The sequence below is a fragment of the Rhizobium sp. 05N430 genome (assembly GCF_056396985.1).
In genome coordinates this window covers 274,937-290,366 of sequence record NZ_JBFTMO010000001.1, presented here as the reverse complement: position 1 = coordinate 290,366, position 15,430 = coordinate 274,937, and the positions used below count along the sequence as shown (strand labels likewise).

Annotated in this window: 14 protein-coding genes; 7 read left to right on the top strand and 7 right to left on the bottom strand. The window is 60.5% G+C overall.

The window, feature by feature from the left end; translation table 11 throughout:
• Positions 1-101: 101 nt before the first annotated feature.
• On the bottom strand, positions 102-1,649 hold the full coding sequence (locus AC1DJO_RS01455) for an amino acid permease (RefSeq protein ID WP_477968591.1): 1,548 nt from the start codon (positions 1,647-1,649) through the stop codon (positions 102-104).
• Positions 1,650-1,765: 116 nt separating this feature from the next.
• Positions 1,766-2,539: an N-formylglutamate amidohydrolase gene (locus AC1DJO_RS01450; protein WP_112537773.1), complete on the bottom strand. Its 774-nt coding sequence runs from the start codon at positions 2,537-2,539 to the stop codon at positions 1,766-1,768.
• A gap of 215 nt (positions 2,540-2,754) precedes the next feature.
• On the opposite strand from AC1DJO_RS01450, the gene AC1DJO_RS01445 reads away from it, so the two are divergent.
• From AC1DJO_RS01445 to AC1DJO_RS01425, 5 genes are all read left to right on the top strand, one after another.
• A complete protein-coding gene (locus AC1DJO_RS01445) occupies positions 2,755-3,627 on the top strand; it encodes a MurR/RpiR family transcriptional regulator (RefSeq protein ID WP_477968589.1) in 873 nt (290 codons plus the stop codon).
• A 190-nt stretch (positions 3,628-3,817) separates the two neighbouring features.
• On the top strand, positions 3,818-4,921 hold the full coding sequence (locus AC1DJO_RS01440) for an ABC transporter substrate-binding protein (protein WP_112537775.1): 1,104 nt from the start codon (positions 3,818-3,820) through the stop codon (positions 4,919-4,921).
• Between the two features lie 75 nt (positions 4,922-4,996).
• Positions 4,997-5,890, top strand: a complete 894-nt coding sequence (locus AC1DJO_RS01435) for an ABC transporter permease (RefSeq protein WP_112537776.1) — start codon at positions 4,997-4,999, stop codon at positions 5,888-5,890.
• Entirely contained in the window at positions 5,887-6,675 is a 789-nt protein-coding gene (locus tag AC1DJO_RS01430; RefSeq protein WP_112537777.1) for an ABC transporter permease, read from the top strand. The genes AC1DJO_RS01435 and AC1DJO_RS01430 overlap by 4 nt, the downstream gene beginning before the upstream one ends.
• A gap of 11 nt (positions 6,676-6,686) precedes the next feature.
• Positions 6,687-7,748, top strand: coding sequence for an ABC transporter ATP-binding protein (locus AC1DJO_RS01425; RefSeq protein WP_477968586.1), 1,062 nt, complete (start codon positions 6,687-6,689; stop codon positions 7,746-7,748).
• A gap of 182 nt (positions 7,749-7,930) precedes the next feature.
• On the opposite strand, the gene AC1DJO_RS01420 is transcribed toward AC1DJO_RS01425, so the two are convergent.
• The 5 genes from AC1DJO_RS01420 to AC1DJO_RS01400 all read right to left on the bottom strand — a co-directional run bounded on the left by AC1DJO_RS01420 (position 7,931) and on the right by AC1DJO_RS01400 (position 13,252).
• The gene (locus AC1DJO_RS01420; protein WP_477968584.1) at positions 7,931-8,932 is read right to left on the bottom strand and encodes an ABC transporter ATP-binding protein; all 1,002 of its coding nucleotides are present in this window, start codon (positions 8,930-8,932) and stop codon (positions 7,931-7,933) included.
• A gap of 12 nt (positions 8,933-8,944) precedes the next feature.
• Positions 8,945-10,009 carry a Gfo/Idh/MocA family protein gene (locus tag AC1DJO_RS01415; protein WP_477968582.1) on the bottom strand — a complete coding sequence of 355 codons (1,065 nt, stop codon included), beginning with the start codon at positions 10,007-10,009 and terminating at the stop codon, positions 8,945-8,947.
• The gene (locus tag AC1DJO_RS01410; RefSeq protein WP_112386942.1) at positions 10,006-10,848 is read right to left on the bottom strand and encodes a carbohydrate ABC transporter permease; all 843 of its coding nucleotides are present in this window, start codon (positions 10,846-10,848) and stop codon (positions 10,006-10,008) included. The genes AC1DJO_RS01415 and AC1DJO_RS01410 overlap by 4 nt, the downstream gene beginning before the upstream one ends.
• Positions 10,849-10,858: 10 nt before the next feature.
• The gene (locus tag AC1DJO_RS01405; protein ID WP_112443991.1) at positions 10,859-11,803 is read right to left on the bottom strand and encodes a carbohydrate ABC transporter permease; all 945 of its coding nucleotides are present in this window, start codon (positions 11,801-11,803) and stop codon (positions 10,859-10,861) included.
• Positions 11,804-11,986: 183 nt separating this feature from the next.
• A complete protein-coding gene (locus AC1DJO_RS01400; RefSeq protein ID WP_477968580.1) occupies positions 11,987-13,252 on the bottom strand; it encodes an ABC transporter substrate-binding protein in 1,266 nt (421 codons plus the stop codon).
• Positions 13,253-13,784: 532 nt separating this feature from the next.
• Between AC1DJO_RS01400 and AC1DJO_RS01395 the strand changes: the two genes are divergently transcribed.
• Both AC1DJO_RS01395 and AC1DJO_RS01390 read left to right on the top strand, forming a co-directional pair.
• Positions 13,785-14,669: a glucosamine kinase nucleotide-binding domain-containing protein gene (locus AC1DJO_RS01395; RefSeq protein WP_477968578.1), complete on the top strand. Its 885-nt coding sequence runs from the start codon at positions 13,785-13,787 to the stop codon at positions 14,667-14,669.
• Positions 14,666-15,427 (top strand): GntR family transcriptional regulator, encoded by a 762-nt coding sequence (locus AC1DJO_RS01390; protein ID WP_112515842.1) that lies wholly within the window; start codon positions 14,666-14,668, stop codon positions 15,425-15,427. Before AC1DJO_RS01395 ends, AC1DJO_RS01390 begins: the two co-directional genes overlap by 4 nt.
• Positions 15,428-15,430 lie beyond the last annotated feature (3 nt).

Genomic DNA, 15,430 nt, shown 5'->3' with positions numbered 1-15,430 from the left:
CATGCAGCGGCGGGGCGAAGCCCGCCTGATGCTTTTTCATTGAGCCGGGGATGGGGCCGCGTACGCCGCGGCCCCGCCATTCGAGAGGGAAGCCTCTGGCCTTAGTGTTCGCCCACGGCCTTTTCGGCAGCAGCGATTTCCGCCTGACGGCGTGCCACTTCGTCGCCGATCGGCGGACCCTTGAAGCGGCGCTGCTCGAAGCCGAACCAGACGATACCGGCCAGGACAAGGAAGCCGACGGTGACGTAGAGAGCCGGACCGTTCGGCGGCTGAACACCGAGAACGAAGATCAGGATCATCGCTAGGACCGTCAGCACCGCGAACAGCTTGAAGGCGCCCTCGCCGATGTTCCACGGGCCCATCTTGTCCCACTTCGACGTACCCCAGGCGAAGAGACCGAGCGTGATCGGGATCGCGAAGGAGAAGAACAGGAAGATGACCGTGCACGAGACGACGATCGTATAAACCGGCGTATCGCCGATCGAGACGAGCGAAGAGCCCCAGACGAACAGGACCGAGAGGATCGAACCCGTCCAGATCGCAGCAACCGGCGTACGGTATTTCGGGCTGACCTTGGCAAGCGCCTTGGAAGCCGGAAGACCGCCGTCACGCGAGAAGGCGAAAATCATGCGCGACACCGAGGTGACGGTCGCAAGGCCGCACAGCCACTGGCTGACGAGAATTGCGAAGTACAGGATGTCCTTGACGACAGGATTGACCTGCGCGTCCATCGCCCAGAAGAACACGTTCCAGCCCTGCTTGGCGGCATCGTCCATGTTCGGCAGCATTAGGACGAACGAGCACAGCATGATGTAGCCGAACAGCGCCGACCACAGCACCGAGGACACCATGCCGCGCGGCACGGAATGCGCTGCCTTGACGGTTTCTTCCGATGTATGCGCCGAAGCGTCATAGCCGGTGATCGTATAGATCGGCAGCAGCAGACCGAGCAGGAACACCCAGGTGCCCGAGGTCGCCGGCCAGACATTGCCGCCAGCTTCGCCGGAATAGTTGGCGAAGGTGAACAGGCGGCCGATTTCATAGGACGGGGCCGCAAAGAGGCAGACGGCCGAAAGCACGATGGCCGTTGCGAAAATCAGGTAGCCCGAGAAGTCCGTGAGCTTGGCGGTGAGGCCGATACCCATGTGGTTCACGAGAGCCTGTGCGCCGGTGATGATGACGAGGAAGACGATACGCACGGCAGTCGTATCCGTCAGGCCGAAATAGCTGGTGCCGAAGGAACCCATGAAGAAGTAATAGGTACCGACATTGATGGCGCCGAGAACGGTGACCAGACCGAGCAGGTTGAACCAGGCGGTCAGCCAGCCGGTGAAGCGGTTCCCGAGGATCGAACCCCAGTGATAGAGGCCGCCGGCCGTCGGATAGGCAGAGCTGATCTGCGCCATCGCCACGGCGAAGACGAGCGAGACGAAGCAACCGATCGGCCAGCCGATGCCGATTGCCGCGCCGCCGGCACCTGCCGTTGCCTGAGCCAGCGAATTGATGCCGCCGGAGAGAATGCAAATGATCGAAAACGAGACTGCGAAGTTCGAGAACGAGCTCATGCGCCGTTCAAGTTCCTGGGCATAGCCCATGGAATGCAGGACACTCATGTCCTGCTTCTTATCCAGATCGGTATAGTCAGACATGACTTCCCCCTGTTCCCGATCGGCCGCGGGATTGCGGTCGATCTTGTGCCAAATTGCCCGTGGCATTTGCCATCGGGCGGTCCGCAGCAAAGCTGCTCCCTGGGGCCGTTTTCTTTTTAGTGCGAGCCTTCCAGACATTGCTGGAGAAGCCCTGAGAGATAGTCGGCCATGACCCCTTGACCGGCATCGTCCTTGATGAGGTCGTTTCGGACCTCGATCATTACATTGCGGAACCCGTTGGAAACCCCGTGCAGGATCAGCGTATGCGTCACGCCGTCTTGAGGGCCGTAGGGCTCGTTGCGTTCTGTCTTGTAAAGCGGCGCATCGGCCGCAGCCGTCAGCATCTTGTCCGCGAGGCGGCTGTCGGCATCGTGCAGGATACCGAGCTCGACTGCACGCGGCTTGCCGTTGAACACCGGCGTAAAGCTGTGGATTGTGACGACGACAGTCTCCTGTCCCCTCGCCTTTCGCTCCGCGATCAGCCCGCGCACGGCATCGTGAAAAGGAATGTACAGCGCTTCTGTCCGCGCCCTGCGCTCGTCAGCGCCGAGATTCTGGTTGCCCGGAATGGGGTAGATCTCGCTCTTCTCCGGCATCGCGCCCGGCGCTTCCGGCGGGCGGTTGCAATCGTAGATCAGGCGGGAAAAGCGCTGCGAGACGAGCGTTGCGTCAAGTGCGGCGGAAATACCGCGGGCAACTGCCAAAGCGCCCGGATCCCAGGCGATGTGGCTCTCCCGCGCATCCTTCGAAAGGCCAAGATCACCGTAGCGTTCAGGCAGGGTGCGCGAAGCGTGCTCGCAGATGACCAGCAGCGCACTCTTGCCGTCGCGCCGCTCGATGCTGACGCAACTTCCTTCTGCTTCGCTTAGCACCTTCAGTTCAGTGAGCACGGGGGCAACGCCTCGCCAGATGGCTTTATAAAAAATTAATAAGAAAAGAATTCTTCAGGTTCTCCACACTGTCAAGCGCATCCTGAAAATTTCTTTTCATGACAGTGGTTGACATGGATTGTGACAGCGTTGTTAACTTTGAGTGGGAAAGTGGCACCTGACGCAAAGGGAAAGCGTCGGGATCAAAACAAGCCATTCCCGGGGAGCATGATCGAGTGAACGCCGCGTCGAAGACGGTCTCGGACGTCATCCACTCGCATTTCGACGCGCTGACGCGCGCCGAGAAGCAGTTGGCTGAAAGTCTGCTGGACAACTACCCAGTCTCCGGGCTGGGCAGCATCACCACCATTGCGGAAAATGCCGGCGTCTCGACGCCGACGGTGGTGCGCATGGTGCAGAAGCTCGGCTTCAAAGGCTATCCGGATTTCCAGGCGCATTTGCATCAGGAGGTCGAAGCGACGATCTCCAACCCGATCGCCAAGCACGACCGCTGGGCCTCGAATGCCCCGGGCACACATATTCTCAACCGCTTCGCCGATGCCATAATCGGCAACCTGCGCCAAACGCTGACTGATCTCGACACGGCAACCTTCGAGAACGTCGCGTCGCTGCTGTCTGACCGCAAGCGCGGCCTCTATTTCGTCGGCGGCCGCATCACCGGCGCGCTGGCCGAGTACTTTTTCACTCACATGCAGGTCATTCGGCCAAACACCGCCCTGCTCTCCTCGAATTCATCCAGCTGGCCGCAATACGTGCTCAACATGAATGCCGGCGACCTGCTGATCATCTTCGATATCCGCCGCTACGAGCAGGAGATGGTGAGCCTGGCGCAGGCCGCCCGCAAGCGCGGCGCCGACATCATCGTCTTCACCGACCAATGGGGTTCGCCCGCCGCCAAGCTCGCAAGGCACGCGTTCCGCGTCCAGATCGAGGCACCGTCGGCCTGGGATTCCTCGGTCGTCACGCTTTTCATCGTCGAAGCCCTGATCGAAGCCGTCCAGAGCTCGACATGGGACGAAACGAAGGAGCGCATGAAAACGCTGGAGGGCCTGTTCGAGCAGACGCGGCTCTTCCGCAGGCTGAGTTGAGAGGGAAAGGGGCAAGACTAAACGAAATCAATGAGGGCGTAGATAAAATAGAATAGCGCGTCGCAAACAAGACAGCGGCCGCAAGCACCTGCAATCATAAGAAAAATTAACGTCACGCGGCTGTCATACAAGCTTCATGCAACGTCAGTAACAGCTTCGCCAGACCACTGAAAACCGAAGGAGAACAACAGTGATCTCTAACATTTCTCGACTGCTTTCGCTTTCTACTGCGATCGTCGTAGCTTCGACTGCGATTGCCGCAGCTGAACCGAGCGCCGACCTCATCGCTGCCGCCAAGAAGGAAGGCACGCTGACGACCATCGCGCTGCCACACGACTGGTGCGGTTACGGCGACGTCATCGCAGGCTTCAAGGCCAAGTACGGCCTCGAAGTCAACGAACTGAACCCGGACGCTGGTTCGGGCGACGAAATCGAAGCCATCAAGGCCAACAAGGGCAACACCGGCCCGCAGGCTCCTGACGTCATCGACGTCGGTCTCTCCTTCGGCCCGTCTGCCAAGGCCGATGGCCTGATCCAGCCCTACAAGGTCTCCACCTGGGATTCCATTCCGGATACCGCCAAGGATGCCGACGGCTACTGGTACGGCGACTACTACGGCGTTCTCTCGTTCCTCGTGAACAAGGATCTCGTGAAGCAGTCCCCCGCAGACTGGTCTGATCTGCTCAAGAGCGACTACGCTAACTCGGTTGCGCTCGCAGGCGATCCGCGTACCGCAAACCAGGCTGTTCAGGGCGTTTACGCTGCAGGTCTCTCCGCTTCTGGCGGCGACGCTGCCAAGGCTGGCGACGAAGGTCTGAAGTTCTTCGCCGAGCTCAACAAGGCTGGAAACTTTGTGCCGGTAACCGGCAAGGCGGCTCCGTTCGCACAGGGCTCCACGCCGATCATCGTCGCATGGGACTATAATGCTCTGTCGTGGGGCGAGAGCCTCAAGGGCAACCCGCCATACGAAGTCGTTGTTCCGAAGTCGGGCGTTGTCGCTGGCGTTTACGTTCAGGCGATCTCAGCATTCGCACCGCACCCGAACGCTGCCAAGCTCTGGATGGAATACCTCTATTCGGACGAAGGTCAGCTCGGCTGGCTGAAGGGTTATTGCCACCCGATCCGCTTCAACGATCTTGCCAAGAACAACAAGATCCCGAAGGACCTGCTCGACAAGCTGCCTCCGGCAGCAGCCTACGAAAAGGCTGTTTTCCCGACGCTTGAAGAACAGGCTGCTGGCAAGGAAGCCATCACCAAGAACTGGGATTCCGTCGTCGGCGCCGCCGTCAAGTAATCGACAGGACCGGAACCGGCCTTCCCGCTCACGCGGGGAGGCCTTTTGCCCCTCGGATACGACTGGAAGCCTGCTATGAGTACAATATCTGCCCCCATCGCAGGCACGTCCTCGATGATCAACAAGGAACGGGTGATCGACTGGCTCGGCATTGCGCCATTCGTCATCTTCTCTCTCTTGTTCCTGATTATCCCGACCGTCTACCTTGTCGCCGGTGCGTTTCTCACGCCTGACGGCAGCTTCACCTTCAAGAATATCGGTGACCTGTTCACCCCCTCGATCATGAGTGCCTACTGGATCAGTATCCGCGTTTCCGTCGCTTCGGCTCTGGGCGGCGCGTTGATCGGCTTCTTCCTTGCCTGGGCCGTGGTGCTCGGCGGTCTGCCAGCCTCGGTCCGCTCGACCCTCATGACGTTTTCCGGCGTCGCATCCAACTTCGCCGGCGTTCCGCTCGCCTTCGCATTTCTGGCAACGCTCGGTCGCACCGGCCTTGTCACCATGTTCATGCGCGACTGGTTCGGCTTCAATCTCTACGGCACCGGCTTCAACCTGCTGTCGTTCCTCGGCCTGACCATCACCTACATGTACTTCCAGATCCCGTTGATGGTGCTAATCCTGACGCCGGCGCTCGACGGCATGAAGAAAGAATGGCGCGAAGCCTCCGAGATCCTCGGCGCCACCAACCGCCAGTACTGGACGATGGTTGCCTTCCCAATCCTGTGGCCAAGCCTGCTCGGAACCACGCTGCTGCTCTTCGCAAACGCCTTCGGCGCCATCGCGACCGCCTACGCGCTGACCGGCTCGTCGCTGAACATCGTTCCTATCCTACTCTATGCACAGATCCGCGGCGACGTGCTTCACAATGCGAACCTCGGCTATGCGATCGCCCTCGGCATGATCGTCATAACAGGCGTATCCAATATCCTCTATCTCATGCTGCGCATGCGCGCTGAACGGTGGCAGAAATGAAGGCTCAACGTCTCGGCGCCTGGATCGCCGTCATCATCGGCGCAAGCTATTTCGTCATTCCTCTTATTGGCACAATCGAGTTCTCGCTGCGCATGCGCCGCGGCACTTACAGCCTGGATGCCTATGCGTCGGTATTTTCCGACGAGCAGTTCCGCGCCACGTTTGGCTATTCGATGCTGATGGCGTTGCTGACGATCGTGTTCGGCATGCTGCTCGTCGTGCCGACCGCTTACTGGGTTCGCCTGCGCCTGCCGCAGATGCGCCCGGTCGTCGAATTCGTCACGCTGCTGCCGCTGGTCATCCCAGCGATCGTCATCGTCTTCGGCTATCTCAGAATGTACAATTCGTCTTCGATCCTGCCGCTGACGGGTTACACAACGGGTACCAACATCCTGCTCGTCTGCTCCTACATCACACTGTCGCTCCCCTACATGTACCGTGCCGTCGATACCGCGATGCGCGCCATCGACGTCCGCACGCTGACGGAGGCTGCCGAAAGCCTTGGTGCCAAGTGGACGACGATCATGTTCCGCTGCATCTTCCCGAACGTCATGAGCGGCGTGCTTTCGGGTGCCTTCATCACGCTCGCGATCGTCATGGGCGAGTTCACCATGGCCGCCCTGCTGAACCGCCCGGCCTTCGGCCCGTACCTGCAGCTCGTCGGCGCCAACAAGGCCTATGAGCCTTCGGCACTCGCGGTCATCGCCTTCTCGATCACGTGGCTCTCCATGGGCCTCCTCAATCTCATCTCCCGCTTCGGCAAAGCCGCCCCCGCGAAGGCTTAAGGTATCTGTCCATGTCATTTCTAACACTGACCAATCTTCAGAAGTCCTTCGGCCAGGTTCAGGTCGTTCATAACTTCAACATGAATATCGAAAAGGGCGAGTTCATCTCCTTCCTCGGCCCATCGGGCTGCGGCAAGACGACGGTCCTGCGCATGATCGCCGGTTTCGAGACGCCGACCGGCGGCACGCTCCATATCAACGGCAAGGACCAGAGCCCGTTGAAGCCGAACCAGCGCAATATCGGCATGGTCTTCCAGGCCTATGCATTGTTCCCGAACATGAGCGTGCACGACAACGTCGCCTTCGGCCTCAAGGTCGCCGGTGCGCCGAAAGCCGAGATCGATGCCCGCGTGAAGGAGATGCTCGGGCTCATCCGCCTCGATCATCTGGCCGACCGCTACCCCTATCAGATGTCAGGCGGACAGCAGCAGCGCGTCGCACTTGCCCGCGCGCTCGCGGTCAAGCCGCAGGTCCTGCTTCTCGACGAACCGCTCTCGGCTCTCGACGCCAAGATCCGCGTGTCGCTGCGCGAAGAAATCCGTGCTATCCAGCAGAAGCTGGGCATCACCACCGTCTTCGTGACCCACGATCAGGAAGAAGCGCTGTCGATCTCCGACCGTATCGTCGTCATGAACGCCGGCAGGGCCGATCAGATCGGTACCCCCTTCGAGATCTACAACACGCCGGCAACCCGCTTCGTCGCCTCCTTCGTCGGTACGCTGAACCTGATTGAAGCAAAGGTCGTCGATCCGGCGGCCAACCGCATCCAGATCGGCGACCAAGGCATCACGCTGAAGCAATCGGTCGCTGACTCAAAGGCAGGCGATACGGTTTCGCTGGCACTGCGTCCGGAAGCAGGTTCGCTTGCGGAAGGCGTCAAGAGCGATACCGCCCTCACCGGCCAGGTCGTGTCCGCCCACTTCCTGGGCTCGGTCATCCGCACCCGCATGAATGTCGGCGGCAACGTCATCTCCTTCGACATGTTCAACAGCCCGGGCGTCACCCCGCCTCCGTCAGGCGAAACAGTGACGCTGCGCTTCATGGCTGCGGATCTCCTCGTCATCCGCGACTGATCGGACAAGTATAACCTCCTGCCAGGCGCCGCTCTCCGCGGCGCCTTTTTTGTGCGATTCCTTGCAATTGCGAGCATCCCTCGGCTGGCGCAAAAAAGGGCGGCATTGCCAAGCAACACCGCCCTTTATTTTTAAATGCTTCGGCCCGGAGAAGGCGGCAAGCGCCCTCACCCCGTCAAACCCTACCGGATCGCCTGATCGTTCCCATCAAACCGGTGCATATGCGCCCGGTCCGGCGTCGCATAGACGATCTCGTCAGGCGCATACTGATGCTCGCCGAAGAGGCGCACCGTCAGCAGCCCGCACTGGTCGGATTCCAGATAGACGATCGTATCCGCGCCGAGATGCTCGACATGGACGATCTTCGCCTTCCAGGTGCCGCTGTCGCGCGACAGCGTCAGATGCTCGGGACGCACGCCGATGGTCTTGGCTTCCGCGTCGCCGAGCTTGTCGGCGGCGATGAAGTTCATCATCGGCGAGCCGATGAAGCCGGCGACGAAGACATTGGCCGGGCGGTTATAGAGCTCCATCGGCGAACCGACCTGCTCGATCGCGCCGGCATTCAGGACGACGATCTTGTCGGCCAGCGTCATCGCCTCGACCTGGTCGTGGGTGACGTAGATCATCGTCGCCTTCAACTGGCGGTGCAGCTTGGCGATCTCCAGACGCGTCTGGACGCGCAAGGCGGCATCGAGGTTCGACAGCGGTTCGTCGAACAGGAAGAGTTCAGGTTCGCGCACGATGGCGCGCCCGATGGCGACACGCTGACGCTGGCCGCCGGAGAGCTCCGCCGGGCGGCGGGCGAGATAGGGCGCCAGCGACAGCATGCCGGAGGCATCCGCCACCCGCTTCTCGATCTCGTCCTTCGGCTTGCCCGCCTGCTTCAGGCCGAGGCCCATATTGTCCTTGACGGTCAGGTGCGGATAGAGCGCGTAAGACTGGAAGACCATGGCGATGCCGCGCTTGGCAGGCGGCGTCAGCGTCTCGTCGCGGCCATTGATCAGAACGGTACCCGAGGTGACGTCCTCCAGGCCGGCGATACTGCGCAGCAGGGTCGATTTCCCGCAACCGGAGGGGCCGACGAAAATGACGAACTCGCCGTCCTTGACTTCGAGGTCGATACCCTTCAGCACCTCATGCGTGCCGTAGGTCTTGCGGATGGATTTCAGTTGAAGCGATCCCAAGGGTCGAATTCCTTACAGTTTGACCGGCTGGCCGGTGCGTACGCTCTCGTCGGCGGCAAGGCAGATGCGCAGCGAAGCCACTGCATCGCCCATATGCCTGTTAAGGTCGATATCCTCGCGGATGGCCTTCAGCATGAAAGCCTGCTCGAAATCGCAGAGTTCCTGATGGCCGGGCTCGCCCGCCATCGTCATGTCCTGATCCGGCGTGATGAACTTGCCGTCAGGCCCGGTCTCGGCGTTGTGAAGGCGGATGACCGATGTCTTCGTGTGCGTGTCGATATCGTCGGACTTGGCGTTCGGATCCATGACGATAGAGACCGCGCCGTTCGGCGACATCACGTCCTTCACGAAGAAGGCTGTCTCCGAAATCATCGGCCCCCAGCCGGCTTCGTACCAGCCGACCGAACCGTCTTCGAACAGCACCTGCAGCTGGCCGTAGTTGTACATGTCAGGCGCGATCTCATTGGAGAGGCGCAGGCCCATGCCGCGCACTTCGACCGGCTTCGCGTCGGTGATCTGGCACATGACATCGACATAATGCACGCCGCAATCGACGATCGGCGATGTCGTCTGCATCAGCGACTTGTGGGTTTCCCAGGTCGGGCCGCTGGATTGCTGATTGAGGTTCATGCGGAACACGTAGGGACCGCCGAGCTTGCGCGCTTCCTCGATCAGCTTGATCCAGGACGGGTGATGGCGAAGGATGTAGCCGATGACGAGCTTGCGCCCAGCCTTCTTCGCAGCCGCCACGACGCGCTCGGCATCGGCAACGGTGGTCGCCAGCGGCTTTTCGACGAAGACATCGCAGCCCGCTTCGAATGCCGCAACGGCGTAGTCGGCATGGCTGTCGGAATAGGTGCAGACGGCGCAGAGATCAGGCTTCAGCTCGGCAAGGGCCGCATAAAAATCCAGATGGATCTTGTAGTCCGACAGAGCCGGATCAAGCTTTGGTGCCGAGCGGTTGACGAGGCCGACGATCTCGTAGCCGGGGTTGTTGTGATAGGCGAGCGCATGGCTGCGGCCCATATTGCCGAGACCGGCAACAAGGACGCGGACGGGCTTCTGTGAACTGGTCATTTCACTGCTCCGGAAGTAATGCCGCGGATCAGCTGCCGCGAGAAGATGACGTAGAGAACGAGGATCGGCAGGATCGCCAGCGACAGCGCTGCCAGAACCGCATTCCAGTTGGTGACGAACTGGCCGATGAAGATCTGCGAACCGAGTGTCACGGTCTTGGTGGCTTCGGCCGGCGCCAGGATCAGCGGAAACCACAGGTCGTTCCAGATCGGGATCATGGTGAAGACGGCGACCGTCGCCATCGCAGGCCGCACCAGCGGCAGCACCAGGCGGAAGAAGATCGCATATTCCGAGAGACCGTCGATACGTCCGGCATTCTTCAGGTCGTCAGAGACCGTGCGCATGAACTCCGAGAGAATGAAGATCGCGAGCGGTATGCCCTGCGCCGTATAGACGAGAACAAGCGCCGTCAGCGTGTTGACCAGACCGGCAGCGACCATCCCCTGCAGGATGGCGACCGTACCAAGACGGATCGGGATCATGATGCCGATCGCCATGTAGAGGCCGACGAGCGTATTACCCCTGAAGCGGTATTCCGACAGCGCGAAAGCCGCCATGGCGCCGAACAGCAGCACCAGGAAGATCGCCACCACGGTGACAATAAAGCTGTTTTGGAAATAAAGCGCGAAATCGCCCTGCCCCAGCACCGTCTGATAGCCGACAAGGCTGAAGGTCGATGGCGTCGGGATCTGCAGCGGCGAGCGGAAGATCGCGTTGCGATCCTTGAACGAGTTGATGATCGTCAGGAACACCGGGAAGATGGCAATCAGCGTGTAGCCGAGGAGCGCCAGGTGAACGAGCCCGGTGCGCAGAGGAGACGTGCGTGCTTTGTTGGACATGTCGCGCTCCTCAGAACTGGTACCGGCGCATGCGCCGCTGGATGGCAAAGAGATAGAAGGAGACGCCGGCGAGAATGATGACGAACATCACGGTGGCGATCGTCGCCCCCATCGAGCGGTCGCCGAGCTGCAGCTGGAAACCGAAGAAGGTGCGGTAGAGCAGCGTGCCGAGAATATCGGTGGACATATCTGGCCCGGCGAGAGCGCCCTGCACGGTATAGACAAGGTCAAAGGCGTTGAAATTGCCGACAAAGGTCAGGATCGAGATGATGCCGATGGCAGGCAGGATCAGCGGCAGTTTGATCTTCCAGAACTGCGCCCAGCCGGTAATGCCGTCGCATTCGGCAGCCTCGATCACCTCTTCGGGTATAGACAGCAGCGCCGCATAGATCAGCATCATCGGTATGCCGATATATTGCCAGTTGGAAATCAGCGACACGGCAATCAGCGCCGGACCGGACTGGCCGAGCCAGGGCGCGAAGAGGCCCTTCAGCCCGACGAGGCCCATCAGCCAGGGCGCAACGCCCCAGATCGGCGAGAGGATCAGCTTCCAGATGAAGCCGACGATGACGAAGGAGAGCAGCGTCGGCAGGAACATGGCGGTGCGGTAGAAGGCCACGAACCGCAGCCGCGGCGTTGACAGCAGGGCTGCCAGCGCAATGCCGATCGGGTTCTGCACGCACATATGAATGACGAAGAAGATCAGGTTGTTGACCAGCGCGTTCCAGAAATCATGCGCCCAGCGCGCGTCTCCGAACAGTACCTTGTAATTCGCCAGACCAACGAAGGCCGGCTGACCGTCGACGAGATTGTAGAACGAAAGCCTGAGCGTTTCGATCAGCGGCAGGATCATGATCGCCGAATAGACGACGAATGCCGGAAAGAGAAAGACGCCGATATGCCAGCGTATGGGGCGCTTGATCGGGGTGATGTCTGCCGATGTCTGGTCGGTCATTGCTTGGCTCGCTGTTCGCATCATTCTCTCCCTCATCTCTGTGCTTGTCACAGAGATCCAGCAGCGCCGCGTCGGCGGCGCGGGAGACTCATTCACGCGAAAGACTTCGCGTGGCTAGATTCCTGTGACGAGCACAGGAATGAGGGCGGCAACAGAGTTGCCGCCCGTCTTAGGCTGTACCGCTTACTTGGCAGCGCCCGGCTTGTACCAGCTGTCGAGGCCCTTCTGGAGCTTCTCGCCGGCAACGGCAGGCGTGTCCGTACCGTTGATGACGTTGGCCGATTCAACCCAGGTCTCGTTTTCGAGATTCGGGGTGCCGCGCGACAGGATCTGGTAGGTCGAGCGGACGGTCGACTTGTACGGGCCGCGCCAGGAAACGAATTCCTGAGCCAGCGGATCGCTCATCTTCACCGGATTGGAGTTCAGGCTGAAGAAGCCCGGCAGCGAGTTCGCGTAGATGTCGGCGAATTCGCTGGAAGCAACCCACGACAGGAACTTCTTGGCTTCTTCGGCATGGGCGCTCTTGGCGTTCAGGGCAACGCCGATATCCGGATGATCCGAAATGTAGCCCTGGTCGCCAGCCTTCGGAACCGGCGGCGGGAATGCGCCCATCTTGAACTGTGCCTGCGTGTTGAACAGCGCGATTTCCCACGAACCGGCAGGATAGATCGCTGCACGGCCGAGCGTGAAGAGGTTCTGGCTGTCCGAGTAGGTCTGGGCTTCGAAACCGTCGCCGAGGTAAGGCTTCCACTTGGCAAGCTCTTCATAAGGCTTGACCCAGTCGGCATCCGTCAGCTTCTGCTTGCCGGAGATCAGAGCGGCGCGGCCGTCTTCACCCTTCCAGTAGTTCGGACCGATGTTCTGGTAGCCCATGGTGGCGGCTTCCCAGAGATCCTTCGTACCCATGGCGAGCGGGATATAGGTGCCGTCGGCCTTGATCTTGTCGAGGGCTGCGAAGAACTCGTCTTCCGTCTTCGGGATCGAGATGCCGAGCTTGTCGAAGGCATCCTTGTTGTAGATGAAGCCGTGGATAACGGATGCCATCGGCACGCAGAAGGTCGACTTGCCGTCGTCGGTGGACCAGGCAGCCTTGGCGACCGGCGTGAAGTTCTCCATGCCCGGCAGGCTCGTCAGGTCGGCCAACTGCTTCTTGTTGAAGAGCTCGAGCGAAGCGTCGAACGGACGGCAGGTGATGATGTCGCCAGCGGAACCGGCGTCGAGCTTGGCGTTCAGCGAAGCATTGTATTCGGTCGGAGCGGTCGGCGAGAAGACAATCTTGATGCCCGGGTTCTTGGCTTCGAAAGCCGGGATGATCTTTTCCTGCCAGATCTGCAGGTCGTCGTTACGCCAGCTTTCGACCGTCAGCGTCACGTCGGCGCCATAGGCAAAACCGGCCGACGTCAGCAGGCTCGACGCCAGCAGGAAGCTTTTCAGAGCAGTGTTTTTCATTTCCCTCTCCTGTTTTTAAGCGCCATCAGGCGCATCTTTGGTTCTGAAACAAGCAATCGGAGTGTCTGAGGAAACACCCAACGCCCCTTTGGAGGATCGCCAGGGCTGGCGGTCCCTTAAGCTCGAACCGGCATGAAGGCTTGGAGCCCCCGGGCCGGACTGCACCCTCCCATACACAAGCGGGGCGCGGTGTTTTCATGAGGAAAAAGCTGATGATGACGGGCCAGCGGATTGCCTGAACGGGCAGTTCCGCGTCAAACCCAATCGTCTTCAGGAGCGTCCCGGCATTTGGTTTTGGCGCCGGTGTAAATTTGCCCCTGTTTGCTGTTCCCTTTTTCAGAATTAAGGCCAAAAAAATACCAATTGTCCAGCCGAATTTAACTTTTGGCGGTCCGAATTTTCATAAAAAATTTTTATCATTAAATATCAACATGATAGAAATATGAAATTTCAAAGCCAATTTCGCTTGGTAAATGGTATTTTTTTGGTATGGTAATAAAAAACGACGGGAACAGCGTTATCCGGGGGTCCGATGACGGAACTGGCAATCGGCATTGATGGCGGCGGGTCAAGCTGCCGCGCCGCGGTCGCAGACCGGAGCGGCAAGATTCTGGGCCGCGGCACCGCAGGCCCCGCCAATATCCTGTCCAATCTCCAGGGTTCCTTGGAAAACATCATTCTCGCCGCGAAAGAAGCATTGCGCGATGCCGCATTGCCGCCTGAAACCGTTTCCGGCGTCTCCGCCGTCGTCGGCGTCGCAGGCGCCAATGTCGGCGACTACGGCAGCCGCATCGAGAAGGCCCTTCCCTTTGCCGATGGCAAGGTCGTGACCGACGCCCTGATTGCACTGCAGGGCGCGCTCGGCGATTCCGACGGTGTTATCGGCGCCTTCGGCACCGGCTCCGTCTATAACGCGCGGCGCAACGGCACGATCAGCGGCATCGGCGGCTGGGGCTTCATCGTCGGTGACCAGGCAAGCGGCGCCCGCCTCGGCCGCGACCTACTGGAAAGGTCGCTCCTCGCTTATGACAGGGTACGATCCGGCTCTGCCTTGACCGAGAAGATCATGGCCGAGTTCGGAAACGATCCTGAAAAGCTCGTCGAATTCGCCCATGTCTCCAAGCCGAAGGATTTCGCGCGCTACGCGCCTGTGATCTTCGACCATGCGAACAACAATGACGAAGTCGCAGTGGGCATCGTCAGCGAAGCCGCATCCGCGATCGGCGAAAATCTCGATGCGCTGATCTGGCCGCAATGCCCGGCGATCTGCCTGCTGGGTGGCCTGGCAAATGCCTATCGCCCCTGGCTCGTGGAGCGTCACGCCGCGCTGCTCGCCGAGCCGAAAGGCGACGTGTTGCAGGGGGCTGTCGAACTGGCCGTCAGACGCCTTGCCATCGAGACGCGGGGGGCGGCATGACCGAAGATCTTTCCGCCATCCTCTCGCCCGAACGCGTCCAGGCCGGCGGCACCGGCCCGCTCTATGTCAAGCTTCGCCGTACGCTGGAAGAAGCCGTCCGCACAGGCACGCTCGGTCACGGCGATGCCCTGCCCCCGGAACGCGACATTGCCGAATTCGCCGCCGTCAGCCGCGTCACCGTTCGCAAGGCGATCGACGATCTTGTCGCCGATGGCCTGCTGGTGCGCCGTCACGGTTCGGGGACCTTCGTCACCAAGCCGGTTTCCAAGGTTGAGCAGCGCCTGTCGCAATTGACCTCGTTTACCGAAGACATGGCGCGGCGCGGTATGACCTCGCGCTCCGAATGGCTGCACAAGGGCATCCACACGCCCTCGCCCGACGAGATGATGATCCTCGGCCTCGGCACCGACATCAAGGTCTCGCGCCTGTCACGCCTGCGCATCGCCGACGACCAGCCGCTGGCCATCGAAAATGCCAGCGTCTCAGGCGAGTTCCTGCCTGATCCCTCTGTCGTCACCACCTCGCTCTACGCCGAACTCGAACGCCGCCAGGTCCGCCCGACCCGCGCCGTCCAGCGCATCTCGGCCACCAACATGAAGGAAGCCGACGCCCACCTCCTCGGCGTCGCCGTCGGCGCCGCGGGCCTGTCGATAGAACGTATCTCCTACCTCGCCTCCGGCCGCGCCGTCGAATTCACCCGCTCGCTCTACCGCGGCGACGCCTATGATTTCGTCGCCGAACTGACGATCGCCTCGTAGTCA

Bases quoted from the DNA above. Each gene is read 5' to 3' on its own strand.
- AC1DJO_RS01455 (WP_477968591.1), bottom strand. From the start codon at position 1,649: ATGTCTGACTATACCGATCTGGATAAGAAGCAGGACATGAGTGTCCTG.
- AC1DJO_RS01435 (WP_112537776.1), top strand. From the start codon at position 4,997: ATGAGTACAATATCTGCCCCCATCGCAGGCACGTCCTCGATGATCAAC.
- AC1DJO_RS01430 (WP_112537777.1), top strand. From the start codon at position 5,887: ATGAAGGCTCAACGTCTCGGCGCCTGGATCGCCGTCATCATCGGCGCA.
- AC1DJO_RS01425 (WP_477968586.1), top strand. From the start codon at position 6,687: ATGTCATTTCTAACACTGACCAATCTTCAGAAGTCCTTCGGCCAGGTT.
- AC1DJO_RS01415 (WP_477968582.1), bottom strand. From the start codon at position 10,009: ATGACCAGTTCACAGAAGCCCGTCCGCGTCCTTGTTGCCGGTCTCGGC.
- AC1DJO_RS01410 (WP_112386942.1), bottom strand. From the start codon at position 10,848: ATGTCCAACAAAGCACGCACGTCTCCTCTGCGCACCGGGCTCGTTCAC.
- AC1DJO_RS01405 (WP_112443991.1), bottom strand. From the start codon at position 11,803: ATGACCGACCAGACATCGGCAGACATCACCCCGATCAAGCGCCCCATA.
- AC1DJO_RS01400 (WP_477968580.1), bottom strand. From the start codon at position 13,252: ATGAAAAACACTGCTCTGAAAAGCTTCCTGCTGGCGTCGAGCCTGCTG.
- AC1DJO_RS01395 (WP_477968578.1), top strand. From the start codon at position 13,785: ATGACGGAACTGGCAATCGGCATTGATGGCGGCGGGTCAAGCTGCCGC.
- AC1DJO_RS01390 (WP_112515842.1), top strand. From the start codon at position 14,666: ATGACCGAAGATCTTTCCGCCATCCTCTCGCCCGAACGCGTCCAGGCC.